The 22,082-nt window shown below is 71.8% G+C and carries 23 protein-coding genes; 12 read left to right on the top strand and 11 right to left on the bottom strand.

Features of this window, described 5'->3' with window-relative positions:
- Nucleotides 1–3 precede the first annotated feature (3 nt).
- From ACFFR3_RS15285 to ACFFR3_RS15275, 3 genes are read right to left on the bottom strand one after another with little or no spacing between them, the layout of a single operon-like run.
- Nucleotides 4–861 carry a carbohydrate ABC transporter permease gene (locus tag ACFFR3_RS15285; protein ID WP_345401065.1) on the bottom strand — a complete coding sequence of 286 codons (858 nt, stop codon included), beginning with the start codon at nt 859–861 and terminating at the stop codon, nt 4–6.
- On the bottom strand, nt 858–1,730 hold the full coding sequence (locus tag ACFFR3_RS15280) for a carbohydrate ABC transporter permease (RefSeq protein ID WP_379483304.1): 873 nt from the start codon (nt 1,728–1,730) through the stop codon (nt 858–860). The genes ACFFR3_RS15285 and ACFFR3_RS15280 overlap by 4 nt, the downstream gene beginning before the upstream one ends.
- Nucleotides 1,730–3,010: an ABC transporter substrate-binding protein gene (locus tag ACFFR3_RS15275; protein ID WP_379483303.1), complete on the bottom strand. Its 1,281-nt coding sequence runs from the start codon at nt 3,008–3,010 to the stop codon at nt 1,730–1,732. Before ACFFR3_RS15275 ends, ACFFR3_RS15280 begins: the two co-directional genes overlap by 1 nt.
- A gap of 133 nt (nt 3,011–3,143) precedes the next feature.
- On the opposite strand from ACFFR3_RS15275, the gene ACFFR3_RS15270 reads away from it, so the two are divergent.
- Nucleotides 3,144–4,424, top strand: a complete 1,281-nt coding sequence (locus tag ACFFR3_RS15270; RefSeq protein ID WP_379483302.1) for a hypothetical protein — start codon at nt 3,144–3,146, stop codon at nt 4,422–4,424.
- 5 nt (nt 4,425–4,429) lie between these two features.
- Here ACFFR3_RS15270 and ACFFR3_RS15265 read toward each other — a convergent pair whose 3' ends face one another.
- Nucleotides 4,430–6,181 carry an AMP-dependent synthetase/ligase gene (locus ACFFR3_RS15265; protein WP_364373907.1) on the bottom strand — a complete coding sequence of 584 codons (1,752 nt, stop codon included), beginning with the start codon at nt 6,179–6,181 and terminating at the stop codon, nt 4,430–4,432.
- A 154-nt stretch (nt 6,182–6,335) separates the two neighbouring features.
- Here ACFFR3_RS15265 and ACFFR3_RS15260 point away from each other — a divergent pair, with 154 nt between their 5' ends.
- The 7 genes from ACFFR3_RS15260 (at nt 6,336) to ACFFR3_RS15230 (ending at nt 12,241) form a co-directional block, all read left to right on the top strand.
- The gene (locus tag ACFFR3_RS15260) at nt 6,336–7,103 is read left to right on the top strand and encodes a metallophosphoesterase family protein (RefSeq protein WP_345401079.1); all 768 of its coding nucleotides are present in this window, start codon (nt 6,336–6,338) and stop codon (nt 7,101–7,103) included.
- Nucleotides 7,104–7,152: 49 nt separating this feature from the next.
- The gene (locus tag ACFFR3_RS15255) at nt 7,153–7,590 is read left to right on the top strand and encodes an SRPBCC family protein (protein ID WP_379483301.1); all 438 of its coding nucleotides are present in this window, start codon (nt 7,153–7,155) and stop codon (nt 7,588–7,590) included.
- Between the two features lies 1 nt (nt 7,591).
- Nucleotides 7,592–8,773: an ArsA family ATPase gene (locus ACFFR3_RS15250; protein ID WP_364373900.1), complete on the top strand. Its 1,182-nt coding sequence runs from the start codon at nt 7,592–7,594 to the stop codon at nt 8,771–8,773.
- A 27-nt stretch (nt 8,774–8,800) separates the two neighbouring features.
- On the top strand, nt 8,801–9,322 hold the full coding sequence (locus tag ACFFR3_RS15245; RefSeq protein ID WP_345401085.1) for a DUF5304 family protein: 522 nt from the start codon (nt 8,801–8,803) through the stop codon (nt 9,320–9,322).
- Between the two features lie 14 nt (nt 9,323–9,336).
- Entirely contained in the window at nt 9,337–10,269 is a 933-nt protein-coding gene (locus ACFFR3_RS15240) for an ROK family glucokinase (protein WP_345401089.1), read from the top strand.
- Between the two features lie 125 nt (nt 10,270–10,394).
- Nucleotides 10,395–11,093 (top strand): endonuclease/exonuclease/phosphatase family protein, encoded by a 699-nt coding sequence (locus ACFFR3_RS15235; RefSeq protein WP_345401092.1) that lies wholly within the window; start codon nt 10,395–10,397, stop codon nt 11,091–11,093.
- A 38-nt stretch (nt 11,094–11,131) separates the two neighbouring features.
- A complete protein-coding gene (locus ACFFR3_RS15230) occupies nt 11,132–12,241 on the top strand; it encodes a hypothetical protein (protein ID WP_364373893.1) in 1,110 nt (369 codons plus the stop codon).
- A gap of 25 nt (nt 12,242–12,266) precedes the next feature.
- Here the strand turns inward: ACFFR3_RS15230 and ACFFR3_RS15225 are convergent, their stop codons facing one another.
- Nucleotides 12,267–12,749, bottom strand: a complete 483-nt coding sequence (locus ACFFR3_RS15225) for a hypothetical protein (protein WP_345401098.1) — start codon at nt 12,747–12,749, stop codon at nt 12,267–12,269.
- A gap of 46 nt (nt 12,750–12,795) precedes the next feature.
- On the bottom strand, nt 12,796–13,554 hold the full coding sequence (locus ACFFR3_RS15220) for an alpha/beta hydrolase (protein WP_345401101.1): 759 nt from the start codon (nt 13,552–13,554) through the stop codon (nt 12,796–12,798).
- Between the two features lie 162 nt (nt 13,555–13,716).
- Between ACFFR3_RS15220 and ACFFR3_RS15215 the strand changes: the two genes are divergently transcribed.
- Nucleotides 13,717–14,424: a lysophospholipid acyltransferase family protein gene (locus tag ACFFR3_RS15215; protein WP_345401104.1), complete on the top strand. Its 708-nt coding sequence runs from the start codon at nt 13,717–13,719 to the stop codon at nt 14,422–14,424.
- A 61-nt stretch (nt 14,425–14,485) separates the two neighbouring features.
- Here ACFFR3_RS15215 and ACFFR3_RS15210 read toward each other — a convergent pair whose 3' ends face one another.
- On the bottom strand, nt 14,486–14,947 hold the full coding sequence (locus ACFFR3_RS15210; RefSeq protein WP_345401107.1) for a MarR family winged helix-turn-helix transcriptional regulator: 462 nt from the start codon (nt 14,945–14,947) through the stop codon (nt 14,486–14,488).
- Between the two features lie 78 nt (nt 14,948–15,025).
- On the opposite strand from ACFFR3_RS15210, the gene ACFFR3_RS15205 reads away from it, so the two are divergent.
- Complete coding sequence (locus ACFFR3_RS15205) at nt 15,026–15,451, top strand: DoxX family protein (protein ID WP_345401110.1); 426 nt, start codon at nt 15,026–15,028, stop codon at nt 15,449–15,451.
- Nucleotides 15,452–15,468: 17 nt separating this feature from the next.
- Here the strand turns inward: ACFFR3_RS15205 and mmuM are convergent, their stop codons facing one another.
- From mmuM to ACFFR3_RS15190, 3 genes are all read right to left on the bottom strand, one after another.
- Nucleotides 15,469–16,335, bottom strand: a complete 867-nt coding sequence (gene mmuM, locus ACFFR3_RS15200; RefSeq protein WP_364373885.1) for a homocysteine S-methyltransferase — start codon at nt 16,333–16,335, stop codon at nt 15,469–15,471.
- A 61-nt stretch (nt 16,336–16,396) separates the two neighbouring features.
- Nucleotides 16,397–18,832 (bottom strand): VIT domain-containing protein, encoded by a 2,436-nt coding sequence (locus ACFFR3_RS15195; protein WP_379483300.1) that lies wholly within the window; start codon nt 18,830–18,832, stop codon nt 16,397–16,399.
- Nucleotides 18,829–19,425 (bottom strand): helix-turn-helix domain-containing protein, encoded by a 597-nt coding sequence (locus tag ACFFR3_RS15190; protein ID WP_345401119.1) that lies wholly within the window; start codon nt 19,423–19,425, stop codon nt 18,829–18,831. The genes ACFFR3_RS15195 and ACFFR3_RS15190 overlap by 4 nt, the downstream gene beginning before the upstream one ends.
- A 116-nt stretch (nt 19,426–19,541) precedes the next feature.
- On the opposite strand from ACFFR3_RS15190, the gene ACFFR3_RS15185 reads away from it, so the two are divergent.
- The gene (locus tag ACFFR3_RS15185) at nt 19,542–20,009 is read left to right on the top strand and encodes a Dps family protein (RefSeq protein WP_345401122.1); all 468 of its coding nucleotides are present in this window, start codon (nt 19,542–19,544) and stop codon (nt 20,007–20,009) included.
- A gap of 171 nt (nt 20,010–20,180) precedes the next feature.
- On the top strand, nt 20,181–21,203 hold the full coding sequence (locus ACFFR3_RS15180) for an alkaline phosphatase PhoX (RefSeq protein ID WP_364384984.1): 1,023 nt from the start codon (nt 20,181–20,183) through the stop codon (nt 21,201–21,203).
- A gap of 4 nt (nt 21,204–21,207) precedes the next feature.
- Here the strand turns inward: ACFFR3_RS15180 and ACFFR3_RS15175 are convergent, their stop codons facing one another.
- On the bottom strand, nt 21,208–22,059 hold the full coding sequence (locus ACFFR3_RS15175; protein WP_379483299.1) for a bifunctional helix-turn-helix transcriptional regulator/GNAT family N-acetyltransferase: 852 nt from the start codon (nt 22,057–22,059) through the stop codon (nt 21,208–21,210).
- Between the last annotated feature and the right edge of the window lie 23 nt (nt 22,060–22,082).

The following is a 22,082-nucleotide window of genomic DNA, read 5'->3' as shown; positions in this document are numbered from 1 at the left end:
CTCTCACCCCTTCGTCGAGCCCAGCGTGAGCCCGGCCACGAACTGCTTGTGCAGGAGCTGGAAGACGATCAGCGTCGGCAGCGCCACCAGCATCGACCCGGCGGCCAGCAGGTTGTAGTCGGTGAAGAACTGGCCGCGCAGGTTGTTCAGCGCCGAGGTGACCGGCAGCTTGTCGCCCGACGACATCAGCACCAGCGCCCACAGGAAGTCGTTGTACATCCAGGTGAACTGCAGCGTGCCGAGCGCCGCCAGCGCGGGCCGGCACAGCGGCAGCGTCAGCGTCCAGTAGCGCCGCCACACCCCGGCGCCGTCCACCAGCGCCGCCTCGGAGATCTCCTCGGGGATCGTGCGCATGAAGTTGGCCAGCACGAAGACGCAGAAGCCGAACTGGAACGCCACGTGGATGAGGATCAGCCCCAGGTGGGAGTCGTAGAGCGACTGCGAGTCCGACAGCCACGCGGGCAGCGGGACCAGCGTGTAGAGGGTGTAGAGCGGGGTGATGAGCACCTGCGGCGGCAGCAGGTTGCCCGCGGTGAAGACGATCAGCAGCGTCCTGCGCCCCGGGATGCGCAGCCGGGCGATCGCGAACGCCGTGAACGAGGCCATCAGCAGCGTCACCAGCACGCCGGGCACCACGATGTAGAGCGTGTTGAGGTAGTAGCGGGGCAGCTCGGCCTGCGTCCACGCCTCCGCGTAGTAGGTGAGCGTCAGGCTCTCCGGCAGCGAGAAGTAGCCGAGGCGGGCGGTCTCCTCGTACGGCCGCAGCGAGGCGTACACGGCGAGCACCAGCGGCAGCAGCCACCCCAGGGCCACCAGGGCGAGGAAGGCGTGCAGCAGCACCCGCAGCGGCCGCCACCTCATCGCTCCTCCCTGAACAGCTGCGACAGGTACGTGACGATGAACCCCAGCGAGATCACCAGCAGGATCACCGCGATCGCCGAGCCGAACCCGATCCTGCTGGCCTCGCCCACGATGTTCTCGGTGACCAGCACCGACAGCAGCTCCAGCCCGTTCCTGCCCTTGTTGATGGCGTAGACGATGTCGAAGGCCCGCAGCGCCTCGATGACCGTGATCACCAGCACGATCACGTTGACCGGGCGCAGCGTGGGGAACACCACCCGGAAGAACGCCTGCCGCTCGTTCGCCCCGTCGATGGCCGCGGCCTCCTTCAGCGCGGGATCGACCGCCTTGAGCCCGGCCAGATAGATGATCATGACGTAGCCGACGTGCCGCCACGCCGCCGCCACCATGACGACCCAGATGTTGACCGCGCGGTCGCCCAGCCAGTCCACGCTCAGCCCGGTCACCGCGTTCAGCACGCCGTAGTCGGAGGAGTAGACGAGCTGCGCGATGAACCCCACCACCGCCAGCGAGAGCACGACCGGCATGTAGAGGGCGCTCTGGTAGAAGCGCGACAGCCGCAGCCGCCGGTCCAGCAGCACCGCGCAGAACAGCCCGAACGGCGTCGCCACCAGCCCCAGGAAGCCCAGCCACAGCACGTTGTTGCGGACCGCCGACCAGAACGGCGGATACTCCGCCGCCAGGTCGTGATAGTTCTCCCCGCCCACCCACTCGATGGGCCCGATGCCGTTCCAGCTCGTGCCGGAGAGCCAGACGGAGGCCAGCGTGGGCCCCCAGACGAGGCCCACGTTGACGACGATGGCCACCCCCAGCCCGATGACCAGGATGGTCACGTCGCGGGCGGAGTAGCGACGGGTCTTGGTGGCCATCAGCGGAAGATGTTCGCCTTCTGCTTCTCGATGGCGGCCAGCAAGGGGTCGATCTCGTTGGGTTCGCCGACGAACGTCTGCAACGACGGGATCATCACGGTCGAGGCGAAGTCGGGCCGGGTGTCGCGGTCGAGGAACTGCGCGATGTGCGTGGCCTTCGACACCAGCTCGGCGCCGCGCTTCTGCAGCGCGCTGTAGCCGGAGGTGTCGGCCTTGGAGCTGGCGGCCAGCGTGCCGGGATCCAGCTTCGTGGCGACGTTCTGGGAGGACGCCTGCGCGAAGTGCTTGATCAGGGCCTTCGCGCCCGCCACGTTCTTGGCCTTGGCGGAGATCATGTAGCCGTCGATGGGGGCGTCGATCGAGTCGGTGCCGTACGCCGGGTTGATCTCGGGGAAGGTGAAGAAGTCCAGGTCGTCCCGGTCGGCCTCGGGGAACTGCTGGGCGACGAACATCCCGAGCAGGTACATCCCGGTCTTCTTCTGTGCCAGCGACTGCCCGGCCTCCTGCCACGTACGGCCCAGCGCGGCCGGCTGGTGGAACTCCATCAGCCCCCGCCAGGTGTCGAACACCTGCCTGACCCGGGGGTCGGTCCACGACTCCTTGCCCGCCATGAGGGAGATGTGGAAGTCGTAGCCGTTGATCCGCATGTTGAGGATGTCGAACGTGCCCATCGCGGGCCAGCCGTCCTTGTCGGCGAACGCGATGGGCACGATGCCGTCCGCCTTCATCTTCCTGGCCAGCGCGGTGAACTCGTCCAGCGTCGCGGGCGGCTCGTAGCCCCGCTCCTGCCACAGGCTCTTGCGATAGAACACCGCCCACGGATAGTAGGTGAACGGGACGAAGTACTGCTTGCCGTCCACGCCCGTCGACTGGTCCTTGAACGCCTGCGTGTAGTCGCCGCCGATCTCCTGCCACACGTCCGAGATGTCCACCGCGAGGCCCTGCTCGGCGAAGAACTGCATCCGGTACCCGGCGAACCAGGTGAACACGTCCTCGGGGGTGCCGCGCAGGTAGCGGTTGATGTTCTCCTGGAAGGTGTTGTGGTCGACGGTGTTGATCCTGGTCGTGGCCTGGGTGAAGCCCTTGACCACGGTGTCCAGCGTCTTCTTGGGGATCTCGTCGGAGGCGTTCGAGCCGATGGTGACCGTGCCCAGTCCGCCGCCGCCCTGACCTGTCGGTGACGGGGCGTCCGAGCCGCAGCCGGCCAGGACGGCGGGGACGCCGAAGGCGGCGGCTCCTAAGATGAGGTTGCGGCGGGAGATCGGCGATGGTTGGTCCATGTGGGTGCCTCCTTGCCGGAATTCCCCCGACTTTGCGCACTTTCCTTCATCGAAAAGGCCCCTTTTCGGACTGTCAACGCCCGTTTTCATGACAACCTGCGCCCTAGCAGGTCGTGTCCGGAATAATTCGCCTATGTTCTGGCGACCTGTGCCCGTGGTTCTGACGGCTGTGGCGGTGCTCGCGGGCGCGGCCGGATGCGCCTCAGGAGGGCCGGAGCCGGCGGCCACGCCCAAGCCGTCGAAGGGCGCGGCCACGTCCGGGCCGTCGCAGCGCGCCGCCGCCCCCGACTGCACGAAGGCCGGGCCGCGGGACTTCGACGGCGACGGCCGGGACGACGTCGCCGTGGGGAACAGGATGCTGTCGGGCGGCCAGGTCTCCCTGCTGACCGCCGGCAGGCTCGTGCCTCTGACCATCCAGGACGAGGCCGCCGACGCCGTCGGGTCGTCGGTGGCCCTGACACGGGTGGACGCCGACGGCTGCGCCGACCTCGTCGTCGGAGCGCCGTACACGAAGGTGGACGGGAAGGGCGGCGCCGGCGCGGTCTACGTCCTGTACGGCGGCGGCACCCGCCCCCACCGCAAGCTCGTCGCCCCCGAACCCCAGGAGAACGCCAGGTTCGGCAGCTCGGTCGCCGCGTACGGCGGCACCATCGCCGTCGGAGCGCCCCTAGAGGAGGAGCGGGGCGCCCGCGCGGCGGGAGCCGTGTACGTCTTCCCCGAGGGGGCCGACGCCCGCCGCATCAGCCAGGAGACCGAGGGCGTACCGGGCAACAGCGAAATGGGCGACCGTTTCGGCCACTCCCTGGCGCTCGGCCCCCTGCCGGACGGGCGGCTGCGCCTGCTCGTCGGCGCCCCCGACGAGCGCAAGGACGGCACGGGCCAGCAGCTCGGGCGCGGGGGAGCGGGCCACGCGGGCTCCGTCACCCTGATCGACGAGGTACGGGCGGAGCGTTACCAGGCACTCAAGTTCGACGGAGCATCGGAGGAGTGCGCCTACGGGGCGGCCGTGGCGCACCTGCCCGGCGACCGATGGGCGGTCACCGCGCCCCGCTGCGGCACCCTCCAGGTCAACGGCACCTCCGGCCCGGTCAGGACCGTCTCCTGCCAGGCCTGCGCCGGTTCCCTGTCGGCGCTGGCGGTCTCACCGGACGGCCGCCTGGCGGTGGCGTGGGGCGACTCGGCGGTGGTGCTGGTGCCGGACGACGAGGAGGGCGTACGCGACCAGGTCGTCCCGACGCTGCCCGGCGGCAACTGGCCGGTCGCCTTCTACGGCTCCAAGCTGGTCTTCGGCCGCCCCAGGGACACCCCGCCGCTGACCGTGACCGTCCACGACCCCGCCACCGGCACGGCGGAGGAGGTCGCCATCGAGGGCGGCACCGGCGACGTTGAAGGCGTCGGCGAGGCACTCGGCTGACGTATCTACGATCGGGAGTCGTAGAGCGCTTCGATCTCGCCGGCGAAGTCGCGCATCACCAGGTTCCGCTTGACCTTGAGGGTCGGCGTGAGGTGGCCGCTCTCCTCGGTGATGTCCGCGTCGAGGATGACGAACTTCTTGATCTGCTCGGCCTTCGACACCATCGCGTTGGCCCGGTCGACCGCCCCCTGGATCTGCGCCAGCACCTCGGGGTCGGACTTGAGGGCGGCGACGGTGGCGCCTTCCGGCAGGGCCTCGGGGTCGAGGGTGATCAGGGCGGCGACGAACGGCCGCCCGTCGCCGATGATCATGGCCTGGGAGACCAGCGGGTGGGCACGCAGCGCGTCCTCAAGGGGGCCAGGCGCGACGTTCTTGCCGGCCGCCGTCACCAGGATCTCCTTCATCCGCCCGGTGATGCGCAGGTAGCCGTCGGCGTCGAGCTCGCCCACGTCGCCGGTGTGGAACCAGCCGTCGGCGTCGATCACCTCGGCGGTGGCCTCCTCGTTCTTCCAGTAGCCGTGGAAGACGTTGCGGCCCTTGGCGAGGATCTCGCCGTTGTCGTCGATGCGCAGCGTGACGCCGGGCAGCGGCTTGCCGACCGTGCCGATCTTGTTGCCGCCCGGCATGTTGACCGAGACGGGCGCGGAGGTCTCGGTGAGGCCGTACCCCTCGAAGACCTCGATGCCGACGCCGCGGAAGAAGTGGCCGAGCCGGTCGCCGAGCGCGGAGCCGCCGCTGACCGCGGCGGACAGCCGCCCGCCGGTGGCCGCGCGCAGCTTCGCGTAGACCAGCTTGTCGAACACCGCCCGCTGCAGCCGCAGCCCGAGCGGCGCGCCGCCCGAGCTCTCCGCCTTGCTCCAGGCCACCGCGACGTCGGCCGCGCGGGCGAAGATCTTGCCCTTGCCGCCGGAGATCGCCTTCTGCTCGGCGGCGTTGTAGACCTTCTCGAACACGCGCGGCACGCCCAGCAGGAACGTCGGCTGGAAGTCCTGCAGGTCGGGGGCGACGTTCTTCATGTTGGGCGTGTGCGCCATGATCGCGCCCGCCTCGATGAGCACCACCTGGATCATCCGGGCGAAGATGTGCGCCAGCGGCAGGAACAGCAGCGCGGCCGGCTCCTTGCGGGCGAACATCGGCTCGAGCGGGCCGCGCAGCACGTTGAGTGCGGTGAACAGCAGGTTGTCGTGCGTGATGCGGCAGCCCTTGGGCCGCCCGGTGGTGCCCGAGGTGTAGACGACGGTGGCGAGGTCGGCGGAGGTGACCTGCTTCCTGCGCGCCTCGACGTCGGCCTCGGTGACGCCGCCGGTCTCCAGCGTGCCGTCCACCCGCCACAGCGCCTTGAGCTCGGGCGCGGCCTCCTTGACGGCCTGCTCGTGCGCGTCGAGCTCGACGAACGCCGCCTTGGCCGCGCTGTCGGCGATGATCCACCTGATCTGCTCGACGGAGGAGGTCTCGTAGACCGGCACGGTGACGGCGCCGATCGTCCAGATGGCGTAGTCGACGAGCGTCCACTCGTAGCGGGTGCGCGACATGAGCGCGACCCGGTCGCCGTGCTCGACGCCGGCCGCGATCAGGCCCTTGGCCACCTCGACCACCTGGTCGCGGAACTCGGCCGCGGTCACCACCGGCCAGCCCGACTCGGCCTTGCGCCGCATCACCACGACGCCCGGCTCCTGCTCCGCGCGCCGGAAGACGGTGTCGGCCAGGCCGGCGGAGGCAGGCACATCGACCAGGACGGGGACGCTGTACTCGCGCACGAACTCAACTCCTCTTCGGACTCCGCCTGGACGTTACCGCCTGAAGTTACGCGCCGGTAGCTCCGTCATTGAGGCGTTATGAAGGGCGTTTCACACGCTAGCAAGCCGAAGGCCGTCCTGCGGTGCGGCGGCGGCCGCGCATAGGATCTGCCCCATGAGGGTCCACGTCGTCAGCGACGTCCACGGCAGGGCGGACGCGCTCGCCAAGGCGGGTGACGGCGCCGACGCGCTGATCTGCCTCGGCGACCTCATCCTGTTCGTCGACTACGACGACCACGCCCAGGGCATCTTCGCCGACCTGTTCGGCGCCGACAACGCCACCCAGTTCATCGCGCTGCGCACGGCCAAGCGCTTCGACGAGGCCAGGGCCATGTCGGCGCGCCTGTGGGCGACGCTCGACGGCGACCCGCGCGAGCACATCGAGCGCAACGTCCGCGCCCAGTACGCCGCCCTGTTCGCCGCCATGCCCACCCCCGCCTACCTCACCTACGGCAACGTCGACCTGCCGCGCCTGTGGTCCGACTACGTCAGGCCGGGCCACCAGGTGCTCGACGGGCAGGTGGCGGAGATCGGCGGGCTGCGGTTCGGGTTCGTCGGCGGCGGGCTGAAGACGCCATACCGCACGCCGCACGAGATCAGCGACGAGGAGTACGCCGCCAAGGTCGAGGCCGTCGGCGAGGTCGACGTCCTGTGCTGCCACATCCCGCCCGCCCTGCCCGAGCTGCTCTACGACGTGGTGGCCAGGCGGTTCGAGCGCGGCAGCGAGGCCACGCTGGAGGCGATCAGGCGCACCCAGCCCCGCTACGCCCTGTTCGGCCACGTGCACAATCCCCTCCACGCGCGCGCCCGCGTGGGCCGCACCGAGTGCGTGAACGTGGGCCACTTCCGCAGCAGGGGCGTCCCGTACGTCCTCGAATGGTGATCTGGGCCCTTACGCCGCCACCGGCGGTTTGTGCACTAACGTGGTCGCCATGGCTGATCGGACCACTTCGAGCACCACGATCGGCGCCGGGCGCGCCGACGTCATGGCGGTCATCGCCGACTTCCCCAGCTACCCCCAATGGGCCGGCCAGGTCAAGAGCGCCGAGGTCCTGACCAGCGACGACGCCGGCCGGCCGAGCACCGTGCGGTTCACTCTCGACGCCGGGCCGATCAGCGACACCTACACGCTCGGCTACACCTGGCAGGGCGACGAGGGCGTGAGCTGGCAGGTCGTCGAGCCCGGCAAGATGGTCTCCGACCTGCGCGGAAGTTACCGGCTCTCCGACTCGGGCAGTCGCACCGACGTGACGTACGAGCTGACGGTCGACCTCAGCGTCCCCATGATCGGCATGATCAGGCGCAAGGCCGAGAAGGTCATCGTGGACACCGCGCTCAAGGGCCTCAAGAAGCGCGTCGAAGGCCGCTGAGGTGCACCCGCGGGTTCTGCTCTTCACCGGCAAGGGCGGGGTGGGCAAGACGACGGCCGCTGCCGCGACGGCCACGCTGGCCGCCCGCCGCGGGCTGAAGACGCTGATCGTGTCCACCGACACGGCCCACTCGCTGGCCGACGCGCTCGCCGCCGAGCCCGGCGAGATCGCGCCCGGCCTGCACCTGCACCAGGTGGACACGCAGAAGTCGATGGAACGCCACTGGGGCGAGCTGCGCGACTACGCGCGGGGCGTGCTGGCCGAGCTGGGCCTCGACGAGATCACCTCCGAGGAGATCACCGTCCTGCCGGGCGCGGAAGAGCTGATCGCCCTGCTGGAGCTGCGCCGCCACGCCCGCGACGGCTGCTGGGACGTCATCGTCGTCGACTGCGCCCCCACCGCGGAGACGCTGCGGCTGCTGGCGCTGCCCGAGGCGCTCGACTGGCACGTCAACCGGCTCATGCCGGTCGGGCGCCGGGTGCTGAAGCTGGTCTCGCCGTTCGTCCGCGGCGTGGCCCGCGTCAGCGCGCCCGGCGACGACGTCATGAACGCGGGCGAGCGCTTCCACCGCGGCCTGATGGAGGTGCGCGAGCTGCTCACCGGCGACCACGCCTCCGTGCGGCTCGTGCTCACCCCCGAGTCGGTGGTGCTGGCCGAGGCCAGGCGCACCCTGACCTCACTCAGCCTGTACGGCTACCGCGTCGACGCCGTCATCGCCAACCGGGTCTTCCCCGGCGGCGACGGCGCCGACGCGTGGCGCAACGGATGGGTGGAGGCGCAGTCGAGGCTGCTGGCCGAGGCCGAGCAGTCGTTCGCGCCGCTGCCCGTCCACGTCGTGCCCTACCTGCCCGCCGAGCCCGTCGGCAAGGACGCGCTGGCCGAGGTGGGCGCCGCGATGTACGGCGACGCCGACCCGTTCGCCGCCCACTCCGTACGCCCGCCGCTGCGCATGAGCGCCGACGAGCTGGAGCTGGCCCTGCCCGGCGCCGACCGGGAGAACGTCGACCTGGCCCGCAAGGGTGACGAGCTGATCGTCACGGCGGGCCCGTACCGCAGGATCCTGGCCCTTCCCGCGGCGCTGGCCCGCAGGGAGATCAGCGGAGCGGCGCTGCGCGACGGTGTGCTTCGCGTCACGTGGTCCGCCGAGGGAGCGAATCCGCGACCTGATGAGTTGAATGGATGAGCGACCCCACGAGCTTGGAGGACCAGGATGAGCGACAACAGTGACAGGAACGGCAGAGACGCCCATAGGGACACCCATAGGGAGACCGGGCGGGAGACCCCTGGCCAGGCCGACAGGGACCCGATCGGCACGGTGGCCGACGAGGCGCGCAAGCTGTTCGAGTCGCTTCAGGGCCGGGCCACCCGCCAGGTCGGCAAGAGCGTGTTCGACTCCTTCACCGGCTCGCTGTCCGGCGCGGTCGGCGGTCGCTCCCGCAGGGAGCGCGACGTGTGGGAGGAGGCCGTCTCCGAGTCCCACGACGAGTACATCTGCCGGGCCTGCCCGGTGTGCCGGGCGATCGCGGCGCAGCGCGAGTCGGGCGGCGACGTGACCGGCCACCTGGTGGCCGCCGGCGGTGAGCTGTTCGCCGCCTTCCGAGGCGCGCTCGACGCGCTGAGCAAGCCCGCCCCCCGCGGGCCCCGTGACCGGCGCGACACGCAGCGCGAGGACCGTGACCATCGCGACAGTCGCGACAGTCGCGACAACGTTCAACACATAGATCTGGGATAGGGAGACACGCGGCAATGCTCACGATCGGTGTCGACATCGGCGGGACGAAGGTGGCCGCCGGTGTGGTCGACGACAACGGCGAGATCGTCGACCACACGCTGAGGCCCACCGCCGCCGACCGCCCCGACAAGGTGGCCGAGACGGTGGCCGACGTCGTTCGCGAGCTGTCCGAGGGCCGGGACGTCGAGGCGGTCGGGGTCGGCGCGGCCGGCTTCGTCGACGAGAGCCGGTCCGTCATCCGCTTCGCGCCCAATCTCGCCTGGCGCGAGGAGCCGCTGCAGAAGAAGATCAGCGGCCTCGTCGGCCTGCCGGTCGTCATCGAGAACGACGCCAACGCCATGGCCTGGGGCGAGACCAGGTTCGGCGCGGGCAGGGGGCAGTCCCACGTCGTCTGCCTGACCCTCGGCACCGGCATCGGCGGCGGGCTCGTCTTCGACGGCGCCCTCTACCGCGGCCGCTGGGGCATGGGCGCCGAGCTGGGCCACATGCAGGTGCAGCCGGGCGGGCGCGAGTGCGGCTGCGGCAACATCGGCTGCTGGGAGCAGTACGCCAGCGGCCAGGCCCTGGTCAAGGAGGCCAGAGAGCTGGCCGACGCGCAGCCGGAGCGGGCCGCCACGTTGCTCGGGCTGGCCGGCGGCAAGATCGAGGGCGAAGAGGTCACCGAGGCCGCCAGGCTCGGCGACGAGGTCTCCCTGGCCGCCTTCGCCAACCTGGCCGACTGGCTCGGGCAGGGCATGGCCGACCTCGCCTCCATCCTCGACCCCGGCTGCTTCATCGTCGGCGGCGGCGTGTCCCGCGCCGCCGACCTGTTCATCGACCGCGCCAGGGAGGCGTTCGCCGAACGGCTCACCGGCCGCGGACACCGCCCTCTGGCCGAGATCCGCCTGGCCGAGCTGGGCGCCTCGGCCGGCGTCGTGGGCGCCGCCGACCTCGCCCGCCGCCGCTAGCCCCTGCGGCCGGTGACGACCTCCCCAGCCGGTGCCGGGGCCCGGCGACTCGTGGCCGCCTGGCCGGTCGGCGGGGCCCGGCGATCCGTGATGCCAGGGCCCGGCGGCGACTTGTGACGCTTCCTGTGCACGTCCGGGTCGGGACGTACAACCTGCACGGGATGCGGGCCGGGCTCGCCGCGCTCGCGCCGGTCGTCGTCGCGCTGCGCGCCGACGTGCTGTGCGTGCAGGAGGTGCCGAAGTTCGTGCGATGGCGGGCCAGAAGGGGCGCGCTGGCCGCCTCGGCGGGGCTCGCCGTCGCCACCCACGGCAGGGTGGGCGGCGTCGCCGTGCTCACCGGGCCTGGCATGCGCGTGCTGCACGCCGAGCACCACGCGCTGCGCCCCTTCCGGCGGCTGGAGCGCCGCGCCCTCGCCCTGGCCGTCGTGGAGCCGATCGGGGACGAGGGCCGGCTGGTGGCGGGGTCGTTCCATCTCGACCTGGACGAGGCGGCGCGGGCGTACCACGTCGAGGAGATCATCGCTCTCATGGAGGACGCCGCCGCCCGGTACGACGCCTCCATCGTGCTCGGCGGCGATCTCAACGAGCAGGACCACCAGCCGGCCTGGCGCCACCTGGCGGCGCGGCTGGCCGACTGCCACGCCGAGGCGCCGGCGGGCGGCGGCCCGACGTTCAGGTCACCGCGCCCGCGCCGGCGCATCGACGCGGTGTTCGCCGCCCGCGAGATCGCCGTCGTGTCGTGCGGAGTGCCGCTCAACGGCACCGATCAGGCGGGCGCGAGTGACCATTTCCCGGTCGTGGCGGAGTTGAGAGTTGGGCACTAACGGGCAAGATAGGCGCGTGAACCCGTAGCATTTCCCTCATGACCCGTCGCTCTCAGCGGCGTGCGCTCTCTCTGATCTTGGCGACGTCCGTGGCCTTGACGCAGGTCACGCCCGCCGCGCATGCCGATCCCCGGCCCGCCGCCGAAGCGTGGCAGCAGTCGACCAGCGTGCGCCTCCAGGCCGACGGCTCGCTGTCCGACGTGCTCGCGATCACCGCCGACAACGTCTGGGCGGTGGGCCAGCAGGAGATCTGGGACGTCTGGAAGAACCGCGGCACCATCCGCCACTGGAACGGCAGCAGGTGGGCCGAGATCGGCATCCGCGACGCCACGGCCGCGGGCAGCCTGCGCAGCCTGGCCGCCGCGTCGGCCTCCGACGTCTGGGCGGTCGGCGACGGGCACGACGGCCTGCCCTACCTCGCCCACGGCGACACGGCCGGGTTCGACCGGGTCAGGCCCCCAGGGCTGCGCGCCGGCGACTGGCTCGGCGGCATCGACGCCAAGCCGGGCCGCGTCGTGGCCGTCGGCAGCCGCGAGAAGAACGGGCTCATCCTCACCGGCCAGGGCAACACCTGGAGCGTGCAGCAGACCAAGGAGAAGGGCGCCCTCTACGCGGTCTCCGGCGGGTTCGCGGTCGGCGACACCGGCACCAGACCGCTGGTCGTCCACTACTCGGGCGGCTCGTGGAAGTCGATGACGCTGCCCTCCGTCCCCGGCGGCTACCTGCGCGACATCCAGGTCGACAGCTCCAAGCGGGCGGTGGCCGTGGGCGGCGTCTACCGCGGCCCCGGCGACATCTCGCCGCTCGCGCTGGTCTGGAACGGCAAGCGCTGGAGCCGCCTGCGGCTGCCCGGCACGTCGGAGGCCAGGCTCTACGGCGTCACCGGCGACGGCAAGGGCCGCTACTGGATGACCGGCTACGACCCGGCCCACGCCGCCGTGCCGTTCATGCTGCGCTGCGAGAAGGGCTCCTGCACGATCATCCGCGGCGCCACCCAGAAAGACCGCGACAGCGTACGCCTGCAGGCCGTCACCTACCTCGCGGGCAAGGGCACGGTGTGGGCGGTCGGCCACGCGGTCGACCCCGACGACCAGTACACCGACGTGGTGGAGTCCTTCGTGCCCAGGACCAGCACCCAGAAGTCCTAGCCCCGGGCCCGCACCCCTTCAGCGCTCACAGGACGGCGCCGTCGTCCCAGCCCGAGTCGTTGGGCGGGCCGTCGCCCATGCGCACGACCAGCGCCACGAACCCGCCGATGAACGCCGCCACCGCCGTGAACAGCGCCCACCCCTCCATGTGCCAGCTCGCCATGGCCGCCACCAGGAGATAGGCGGGACCGCCGAACAGGGCGACCCACGCCAGCTTGGTCACCAGGTCGAGCTTGGGCAGCGGAGGCGGCGGCGGAGGCACGAAGTGGCCCTCCTCCGCCTCCTCGTCCTCGGAGCCCTCGCCCGTGCTGTCGTCGGCGCCGTCGCGCGGCAGGTCGTCGTCCTCGCCCGGCTCGCCCTCGGGCGGCTTGACCACCCGGCGGGTCGGCTCGGCGGGGAGGTTTTCGCTGTCCGGCCATGGCTGGTCGGCCGAATCGCGCTCGGCTGTGTCGTTGAAGGACGCGACGATCTGCCGCCAGACCTCGTCCTCGTCACTCTGGGGCGTCACCTAGATGGGCCTCTCCGCAGCGATCGCGACTTCCCCCTGGGTGCGATCAGTCCCTCTGCAAGGGTACCGAGGCATGTGTCCGGATGAAGTCGAGGCTCCCGGCAAAGATCCTGTCGGCATCGTTGTCCAGCGTCGCAACATGGTAGCTATCGGTAAGCTCCTCGATCGTGGCCTGCGGGACCTTCGCGCGGATGATCGCGACACTCGTCGGCTTCACCACGTGGTCCTCCGTGCTGTGGAAGACCAGCAGCGGTTGTGTCACCTTCGCCAGGTCGGCCTGCACCAGCGACCACAGGCCCGGCAGCGAGGCCGCCGCCTTGACCGGGGTGCGCGTGTAGGCCAGCTCCGTCACGCCGGGCTTCTTGACGTCGTTGGCGACGCCTGGCACGGACGCGACGAACCACTTGAGCAGCGGAGCCAGCCTCAGCAGCGGCACGTCGAGCGCGATCGAGGGGTTGACGACCATCACGCCCCTGATCGCCGCGCCGTGCACCTCGGCGAGTCGCAGCGCGAGGCAGCCACCCAGTGACAGCCCCGCCACGAACACCTCCGCGCAGCGGCCCTGGAGATCGGCGAACGCCTTCTCCACCTCGGCGTACCAGTCCTCCCAGCGGGTGCGGTTCATCTCCTGCCACCTGGTGCCGTGACCGGGCTGGCGGGGCAGCGAAACGCTGAGCCCGTGGCCGGCCAGGTATTCGGCCCACGGCCGCAGCGACTGCGGCGTGCCGGTGAACCCGTGGCACAACAGCACGCCCACCGGGCCTGCATCATGGTGGTAGGGCTCCGCGCCTGGCATGAGCGGCATAACAGCTCCTCCGTGCTGTTTCATTCCGGCAATTTCTGTCGGAACGGCCCGATCGTCGCACGTTCTTGGGTAATTGTGCGAGAGGTGAGGTAGGAGCAGGGCCCGCGAGGTGGGAAGATGACTCTGCCGATCTCGACGACGTGAGCAGGGAAGAGGTGCCAGGTGTTCTACTGGGTGGTCAAGGCCATCTTGGGGCCGTTTCTCCACCTCGTGTTCCGGCCCTGGACCGAGGGCGCGGAAAACGTGCCCAAGCAGGGGCCCGCGATCCTCGCCGGCAACCACCTGTCCTTCGCCGACCACTTCTTCGGCCCGCTGCAGATCCGCCGCAAGGTCATCTCACTCGGCAAGGCCGACTACTTCACCGGCCGCGGCGTCAAGGGCTTCTTCACCCGGCTGTTCTTCAGCGGCGTCGGCACCGTGCCCATCGACCGCTCGGGCGGCAAGGCCAGTGAGGCCGCGCTGCGCACCGGGCTGCGCATCCTGCGCGAGGGCAACATCCTCGGCATCTACCCCGAGGGCACCCGCTCGCCCGACGGCCGCCTCTACAAGGGCAAGACCGGTGTGGCGCGGCTCGCGCTCGAGTCGCGGGTGCCGGTGATCCCGTGGGCGATGATCAACACCTACGAGATGATGCCACCCGGGCGCCCGCTGCCCAAGCTGGGCATCCGTCCCGGCGTGAAGTTCGGCAAGCCGCTCGACTTCTCCCGCTACTACGGCATGGAGGACGACCGGCTGGTGCTGCGCGCGGTCACCGACGAGATCATGTACGCGCTCATGGAGCTGTCGGGCCAGGAATACGTCGACAAGTACGCCGCGAGCGCCCGCGTCGAGATGGAGCGCGCGGCCCGCGCGGCGGCCGCCAAGAGCTGAAGGCCAGAGCTGCGGGGCAGAGTTGCGGGCCAGAGCTGTGGGCGAAAGCTAGGGGGGCCGCTCACGCGGAGGAGCGTAAGGCCTCCTCCGCCCTGCGCATGGCGCTCGTCATCGCCTGCAGCTCCTCCCTGCTGAGCCGGTCGATGAGGTACGCCCGCACCACCTCCAGGTGACCGGGCGCCACCCGCTCCAGGCAGCGCACGCCCGCCTCGGTCAGCACGGCCAGCACACCCCGGTCGTCCGACGGGCACGTCTCCCGCTCGACCAGCCCCGCCTTCTCCAGCTGGGTCACCTGGTACGTCAGCGCGCTCTTCGACACCACCACCCCCCTGGCCAGCTCGGTCATGCGCAGCCTGCGGCCGGGGGCGGCGGAGAGCCGCACCAGGATCTCGTACTGCGGGTGGGTGAGCCCGGCGGAGGCTTTGAGCTGTTCTTCGATGCGCCGCTCAAGCAGGTGGGAGGTGGCCAGGAAGGCGCGCCATGCGGCCATCTCGGTCGAGTCCAGCCATCGGGGGTCCGTCACCGACTCAGTGTACTGTCGTTCGAATTTGAACCATCACTGCTAGAGTTGTCGTTCAAATCTGAACATGAAGGAGCACGCATGGTGGATCAGGGGCGCCCCGTCGTCCTGCTGCTCGCCAGGGTCGCCGTCGGGGTGATCTTCCTGGTGCACGGCTATCAGAAGTTCGCGACCATGGGCATCGAGGGCACGACCAAGTTCTTCGAGTCGGTGGGCATCCCGCTGGCCGGCGTCGCCGCGCCCGCCGTGGCCGCGCTGGAGGTGCTCGGCGGGCTGGCGCTGATCCTCGGCGTCGCGCTGCCCGTCGCCGGGTCGCTGCTGGCCCTCGACATGCTCGGCGCCATCGTCTTCGTGCACGGCTCCAACGGGCTGGCCGGTGAGGGCGGCTACGAGTTCGTGCTGGCGCTGGCCGCGGCCAGCCTGGCGGTCGGCTTCACCGGCGGGGGAGCGTTCGCCCTCGACAACGTGCTCCTGCGCCGCCGCCGCACCGCCCCGGCCGTCGCCTGACCCGTAAGGATCGTGGCTCAGGACAGGTGGGCGCGGATCTGCCTGACGTACTCCGGCGTCGTGCGGCAGCAGCCGCCGATCAACGACGCGCCCGCCTGTTGCCACTCCTTGGCCGCCTGGCCGAACTCCACCGGGTCCGCCAGGCCCGTCCAGCGGCGCAGCCCGGCGTCCCACGTCTCGCCCGAGTTCGGGTAGACGACCACGGGCAGCCCGCCCGACAGGCAGCCGATCAGGCCGGGGATGTGGCGCGGCGCCGTGCAGTTCGCCCCCACGGCCACCACCTGCGGGTTGCCGCCGAACACGGCCGCCGCCTGCGCGATGGGCGTGCCGTCGCTCAGCCGCTCGCCGTCGCGGCACGAGAAGGCCACCCACGCCTTCACCTCGGGCGTGCCTGCCAGCAGCCGGGCCAGCGCCCGCGCCTCCGGATAGGAGGGGATGGTCTCGCAGGCCAGCAGGTCGGCCCCGGCCGCCGCGAGGATCTCCCAGCGGGGGCGGTGCCAGGCGTACAGGCCGTCCTCGTCGAGGTCGTAGTCGCCGGTGTACTCGGCGCCGTTGGCCAGATAGGCGCCGTACGGGCCCACCGAGGCCGCCACCAGGCCGCGCCCGTGCTCGTCGCGGGCCTGCGCCGCGAGCTTCACCGACAGCCGCAGCAGCCGCTCCGCCTCGCCGGCGCCGAGCCCGCGCCGCTCGAACCCCGGCAGCGTCGCCTGGTAGCTGGCCGTGGTCGCCACGTCGGCGCCGGCCGCGAAGTAGCACGCGTGCGCGCGCCTGATCAGCTCGGGCTCCTCCAGCAGCAGCCGCGCCGACCACAACTCGTCGCGCAGGTCGGCGCCGAGGCTCTCGAGCTGGGTCGCCAGCCCTCCGTCCAGGACAAGTGTCGTCACCCGTTCAGCGTACGCAGCCGCGGCCCATGCCCGTCGCGACGGGCATGGGCCGCGGCGTCCGTCAGGTGCGCTTCCAGAAGGGGCCGCGCCTGCCTCCGTCGCCGGGGGCGCCCGGAGTTCCTGGGTCGCCCGCCGGTCTCGGGTCGCCCGCCGAGCGTGGGTCTCCCGCCGGTGGCGGGGGAGTGGGGCCGGTCAGGGCCGTGAGGACCTCGACGGCGCGGGCGTGCAGGGCGTGGGCGTCCGCGCCAGGACGCTCGGCCGCCGCCAGCTCGGCCGCCAGGCGTTCCAGTTGCTCGTTCCCCCCGAGGTACGCCGCCAGCGCCGCCAGCCGGGTGCCCAGGTCGGCCAGGTAGAGCAGGTCGGGTGCGGGCAGGGCCCTGAGGCGGTCGAGCTCGGCCACGAGCTGGGGGCGTACCGACTCCAGACGCCCGCCGGCCGCCCGGCCGCGACCCCGGCGCGGCCCGCCGGGAGTCATCGGCATGGGCGCCGGCGAGGGAGGCAGGGCGCCGCCGTCCTGCGGCCCTCCGGTGAGGAAGCCCCGCTCCATCTCCATCCCGCCCGCGCTGCTCAGCCCGGGCTGCGGCGTCCGCATCCTGGCCGGGCTCGCCGGCGCGGCGGCCAGCATGACGTTCGCCCCGAAGGCGCCCATCCCGGGCGACTGCGGCGGCTCCCACCCGCTCGGCGGCTCGACCGGCTGGATGACGCGATGCTGCGGCCCCTCGCCGGCGACCTGCCGGGTGTCCACCGCCACGTACGCGGTGAACCGGCAGAGCACGCCGTACTCCAGCGAGGTGCGCACGATGCGCTCCTCCAGGTCGTGCTCGCCCATGGCGTACCGGTCCTCCAGCTCGCGCAGGTGAGCGCGGGCCCACACGGCCGTGATGGCCGGATTGTCCACCGTGACGCCGTCCACGCGCTCCTCCCACGGCCCCCGCGCGGTCAGCCCCCGCACGGTCACCGACGAGCCCTCGCGACAGCGCCCGTACGCGCGCAGCGGCACCCCCGGGAAGATCGACCCCAGGTGGGTGACGGTCTCCGGCTCGACCTCCAGGCCCTTGAGCGCCAGGTCGGTGACCAGGGGAGCGCCGATCCTGCGGTGGATGTGCTCCATGGCCGCGTCCAGCCGGTCCTCCGACTCGACCAGCTCGCACCGGCCCGCGCCGAGCCCCGCGAGACGGCCGAGGAACCCGGCGTTCACCGCCCTGTCGATGCCCACCGCGTGCACCCGCATGGCCGACAGCGCGCCGCCCGCCTGCTCCAGGATCTGGTCCTCGTTGCCGACCTGGCCGTCGGTGACGAGCACGACGACCCGCTCGCGGCCCTCCGTGCGGCCGTCGAGCAGCGCGACGGCCCGGCGCAGCGGCTCCAGCAGCTCGGTGCCGCCCCGGGCGTCGACCCTCGCGAGGTGCTCGACCGCGCGGTAGCGGTTGCGGTCGGACGCCTCTGCCAGCCCCTCGAACGCCTCCTCCACCACCGAGTCGAACGTCAGCACCGCGAACCTGTCGTGCGAGGTCAGCGTGTCGACGATGCGCGCGGCGGCCCGGCGGGCGCAGACCATCTTCCAGCCGCCCATGCTGCCCGAGCGGTCGAGCAGCAGCACCAGGTCGCGCGGCGTGCGGGCGCCCTCCAGCGGCGGCGGCAGCACGGTCAGCGCGAACGTGCCCTTGCCGCCCGCCTGCCCGTCCGCCTGCCCGCCCGCCGGCCCGTCCAACTGGAGAGCTGTGGAAGCGGCGAACGTCAGCCGCAGCACGAAGTCGCGGTCCAGCCGCTCGCCGGGGCGCAGGCGTACCGTGCCGCCCTCCTCCTCGACCACGTGCAGGCTGGAGGCGAGCTCGCGCAGCTCCAGCCCGGCCGCGTCCACGGTGGCCGTCAGCGACAGGCGTACGGGGTTGGGGAAGCCGGGCAGCAGCACCGGCGGGCTGATCCTGGAGGCGTCGGGCACGGCGTCGGTGTCGGGCGCCACGCCGTCTCCGGCCGGCGGGCCGTCGATCGGGCGGCCGGGGATGTAGCGCGGCGCCACGACCAGCGGGAACCTGAACGTGGCGGCGCCGTCCTCGTACGGCAGCGGCTGGCTCATGCTCAGGCGCACCGAGACGCGCTCGCCGGGCAGGATGTTGCCCACCCTGATCGTGAACACGTCGGGCCGGTCCTCCTCGGCGATCGCCGCCCGCCTGCCCTCGCGCAGCGCCCGGTCGTAGTCGGCCCTGGCCTGGCCGCGCTCCTTGAGCACGCCCTCGACGACCCGGTCGTCGGCCTCCATGCGGAAGCCGGTCACCGCCGCCCTGTCAGGCAGCGGGAAGACGTAGGTGGCCTCCAGCGTCACGTCGTACGGGTTGGTGAACCCCTGCGTGACCTCGACCCCGGCGATCAGGCCCGAGATGGCGGCGGTCACGTCCACGCTCTCCAGCGGCAGGTTGCCGCGCTCGGTCAGCAGCGCGCCGAACCCGGCGTCCGGCACCGGCAGGCACCGCGCGGGCTCCAGCGAAGTGATCTTCATGTCAGCTTCCTCTCTTCGAGCACCGCGAGCAGCGGCCCGGCCGCCGCCAGCACCGCCTGAACGTCCTCATCCGACAGCGCCCGTCTTCCGTCGAGCACCAACCGCACCCCATCGCCCAGCCTGACCCCCGTGACGACCCCGGCCGCCGGCCCAGGCTCAGCAGCGCCGGCGGCGGACACCTCCGGTGGGCTACCCGGCCGCTCAGCCCAGAAGCGCGCCCGCTCCCCGCCCCCTGCGGCGGCCGGGGCGGGGCCGGGGCGGGGGAGCGACCCGTTCAGGCCGGACGCCTGCTCCAGGGTGTGGTCGGTGGCGCCGGTCAGGGCGGTCTGGATCTCGGCGATCGAGTGGCCGGCGGCCTGCATGCGCTTGACCGCCACGAGCTGCAGGAGGTGGCGGCGGCCGTAGCGGGCGATCCTGCCGCGCCGGGTGAGCGGCGGGTCGAGCAGCCCGATCGTCGTGTACCACCTGATCAGCCGCTCCCCTGGCACATCACGGACCCGTCCGTTCGCGGAGTGACCGGCGGCCGCCGCGCCGTCGCGCAGCGCGCGGGCCGCGTGCTCGGCCAGCTCGCCGATCGTCCAGGTCTCGCTCATACCTCCACAATGACACTGTCATTGTTACAGTGTCAACGTGCTCGTGTGGCGGAAGAACCGCAGGCCGAAAACCGTTCTAAATGTGTAAAAGCCGACCGGCGGGGAGGAAAGTACGCATGGCTACAATCACCGGACCACTCTCGGGCGACGCCAAGAACACCGTCGTCGAGGCCCTCCAGGGCGCCCTGGTCGATCTCATCGATCTGTCCCTGGTCGCCAAGCAGTCCCACTGGAACCTCATCGGCTCCCACTTCCGCCCCATCCATCTGCAGCTCGACGAGGTCACCGACCTCGCCAGGACCCACATGGACACCATCGCCGAGCGCGTGGTGGCCCTGGGCGCCAACCCGGACGGCCGCGCCGCGACCGTCTCCCGCGAGACCAAGCTCCAGCAGCCGGACGGCGGCTGGCAGGAGGACGGCAAGGTCGTGGCGACCATGACCGACATCCTGGGCGGCATCAGCAAGCGCATGTACGAGCGCATCGCGGCCACCGAGGAGGCCGACCCGGTCAGCCAGGACCTGCTCATCGCCGTGGCGCAGGAGGTCGACAAGCAGCACTGGATGTTCCAGGCACAGCGCTGATCCGAGGGTGCGCGACGAAGGAGAGCCCGGGCGTACGGCCCGGGCTTTCGTGTGCCCGGGGCCGTCCGTGCCGGGGGCGGTGGCGAGGTTTGCGGAGAGTTTGGTTTCGCGAGTCCCTGTCATTCATGTCGGTGCGGTCGACTAGCGTGGCACCTAGAGGGAGGCCCCACGATGTCGCACAAGACTCTCCTCCGCACGGGCCCGCTCTTGCCGGGCGGCATCAGCCCGTACGGTCCGCTCGGACTTCCGGGCCCCGACGGCCTGGCGCTGCCCCCTGGGTTCGCCGGCCGGGTGGTGGCCCGCAGCGGTCACAAGGTCGCCGGCCTGACCTGGCACGCAGCCCCCGACGGCGGCGCCTGTTTCCCCGACGGCGCCGGCTGGATCTACGTCTCCAACTCCGAGCTGCCCCTGCTCGGCGGCGCGTCGGCGCTGCGGTTCAGGGCCGATGGCAGCATCGGCGACGCCTATCGCATCCTGTCGGGCACCGACCTCAACTGCGCGGGCGGCGCCACGCCGTGGCACACGTGGCTGTCGTGCGAGCTCGGCCACCGCGGCCGCGTCTTCGAGTGCGACCCCTACGGCGCCCGCGCCGCGCGTCCCCGGCTGGCGATGGGCCGCTTCAAGCACGAGGCCGCCGCCTGCGACCCGGAGCGGCGGGTCATCTACATGACCGAGGACGAGCCCGACGGCTGCTTCTACCGGTTCAGGCCGGGCGACTGGGGCGACCTGACGGAGGGCACGCTCGAGGTGCTGTGCTCGTCGGGCCGCTGGCAGGCGGTGCCGTCGCCGGCCGCGCTGCTCAAGGAGGCCCGCCACCAGGTCGAGGGCGCCCGCCACTTCGACGGCGGCGACGGCTGCCACTACGCCGGCGGGGTGTGTTATTTCACGACGAAGGGCGACACCGGGCTGTGGGCGTACGACGCGCAGACCGCCACGCTCGACCGGCTGTGCGAGGGCGTGCGGGCCATCACCGCCGCGCCCTCCGGTGACCTCTACGTCGCCAGAGAGCGCGCCGAGATCGACGTGATCGCGCCCGACCGGGCGGTCACCCCGTTCCTGCGCCTGGAGGGCCACCACGGGGCCGAGCTGACCGGGCTCGCGTTCTCGCCCAGCGGAGAGCGCCTCTACTTCTCGGCCAGGCGCGGCCGCACCGAGGGCCACACCTTCGAGGTGACGGGCCCCTTCCGTCCCTGAGCGCTCAGGCGAGGTCGAGGGACCACATCTCCTCGACCAGCTCGACCCCGTTCTCCGAGCCCTTCTCCGCCGACTCCAGCTCGAACCCGGCCGCCCGGTAGATGCGCCGCGCGCTGGTCAGGCAGTCGCGGGTCCACAGCGTGACGCGCCGGCAGCCCTCGTCGCGGGCGTGCCGTACGCACTCCTCGACCAGCCGCCGCCCGATGCCGAGGCCGCGCGCGGACGGCTCGACCAGCAGCAGCCGCAGCTTCGCCGTCTCGTCGTCCTGCCGCATGCAGAAGACGCAGCCGGCCCGCTCGCCGTTCACCTCGGCGATCCACCCGGCGTCGCGGGCGGGGTCGAAACCGGCCACGATGCCGGCGACGAGCTGCTCGAACGCGGTGCCCCAGCCGTACTCGGCGCTGTAGAGCACGCCGTGCCGGTAGGCGACCCAGCCGAGGTCGCCGGTGCGCGGGGGCCTGATCACGTACGAGCGGGGCTCGCGCGCCCCGTCGAGCACCTGCCTGATCGCCGCCATGCCGCCGACCAGCCGCGCCTGGTCCTCCTCGGCCAGCTCGCCGAGCAGCTGCGCGATCTCCTCGCCCGAGCGCCGGTCGAGCGCCGCGAAGACCTCGGCCCCGCCGGGGGTGAGCCGGACGAGCTGCTTGCGCGCGTCGGAGGCCGAGCGCTCGCGCTCCACGAGCCCGTCGTTCTCGAAGCGGGTCAGGATGCGGCTGAGGTAGCCGGCGTCGAGGCCGAGCAGGCCGCGCAGCTCCCCGGTCTCGACCCGGTCGGTCTGCGCCAGCTCGAACAGCACGCGTGCCTCGGTCAGTGAGTACGGCGAGTCGTGCATACCCGCCTGGAGCACGCCGATCATCTTCGTATAGAACCGGTTGAAGG

The organism is Nonomuraea salmonea (assembly GCF_042428605.1).
In the GTDB taxonomy this organism is placed as follows: Bacteria; Actinomycetota; Actinomycetes; order Streptosporangiales; family Streptosporangiaceae; genus Nonomuraea; species Nonomuraea salmonea.
Note: the sequence above shows the minus strand (reverse complement) of the source record. Positions and strands in the feature narration are given on the sequence as shown.

Excerpts from the sequence above, each read along its gene's own strand:
- ACFFR3_RS15280 (WP_379483304.1), bottom strand. The coding sequence starts at position 1,730 with ATGGCCACCAAGACCCGTCGCTACTCCGCCCGCGACGTGACCATCCTG.
- ACFFR3_RS15255 (WP_379483301.1), top strand. The coding sequence starts at position 7,153 with ATGGCTGATCGGACCACTTCGAGCACCACGATCGGCGCCGGGCGCGCC.
- ACFFR3_RS15230 (WP_364373893.1), top strand. The coding sequence starts at position 11,132 with ATGACCCGTCGCTCTCAGCGGCGTGCGCTCTCTCTGATCTTGGCGACG.
- ACFFR3_RS15175 (WP_379483299.1), bottom strand. The coding sequence starts at position 22,059 with ATGATCGGCGTGCTCCAGGCGGGTATGCACGACTCGCCGTACTCACTG.
- ACFFR3_RS15245 (WP_345401085.1), top strand. The coding sequence starts at position 8,801 with ATGAGCGACAACAGTGACAGGAACGGCAGAGACGCCCATAGGGACACC.
- ACFFR3_RS15180 (WP_364384984.1), top strand. The coding sequence starts at position 20,181 with ATGTCGCACAAGACTCTCCTCCGCACGGGCCCGCTCTTGCCGGGCGGC.
- ACFFR3_RS15205 (WP_345401110.1), top strand. The coding sequence starts at position 15,026 with ATGGTGGATCAGGGGCGCCCCGTCGTCCTGCTGCTCGCCAGGGTCGCC.
- ACFFR3_RS15285 (WP_345401065.1), bottom strand. The coding sequence starts at position 861 with ATGAGGTGGCGGCCGCTGCGGGTGCTGCTGCACGCCTTCCTCGCCCTG.
- ACFFR3_RS15185 (WP_345401122.1), top strand. The coding sequence starts at position 19,542 with ATGGCTACAATCACCGGACCACTCTCGGGCGACGCCAAGAACACCGTC.
- ACFFR3_RS15260 (WP_345401079.1), top strand. The coding sequence starts at position 6,336 with ATGAGGGTCCACGTCGTCAGCGACGTCCACGGCAGGGCGGACGCGCTC.
- ACFFR3_RS15195 (WP_379483300.1), bottom strand. The coding sequence starts at position 18,832 with ATGAAGATCACTTCGCTGGAGCCCGCGCGGTGCCTGCCGGTGCCGGAC.
- ACFFR3_RS15220 (WP_345401101.1), bottom strand. The coding sequence starts at position 13,554 with ATGCCGCTCATGCCAGGCGCGGAGCCCTACCACCATGATGCAGGCCCG.
- ACFFR3_RS15275 (WP_379483303.1), bottom strand. The coding sequence starts at position 3,010 with ATGGACCAACCATCGCCGATCTCCCGCCGCAACCTCATCTTAGGAGCC.
- ACFFR3_RS15240 (WP_345401089.1), top strand. The coding sequence starts at position 9,337 with ATGCTCACGATCGGTGTCGACATCGGCGGGACGAAGGTGGCCGCCGGT.
- ACFFR3_RS15190 (WP_345401119.1), bottom strand. The coding sequence starts at position 19,425 with ATGAGCGAGACCTGGACGATCGGCGAGCTGGCCGAGCACGCGGCCCGC.
- ACFFR3_RS15270 (WP_379483302.1), top strand. The coding sequence starts at position 3,144 with ATGTTCTGGCGACCTGTGCCCGTGGTTCTGACGGCTGTGGCGGTGCTC.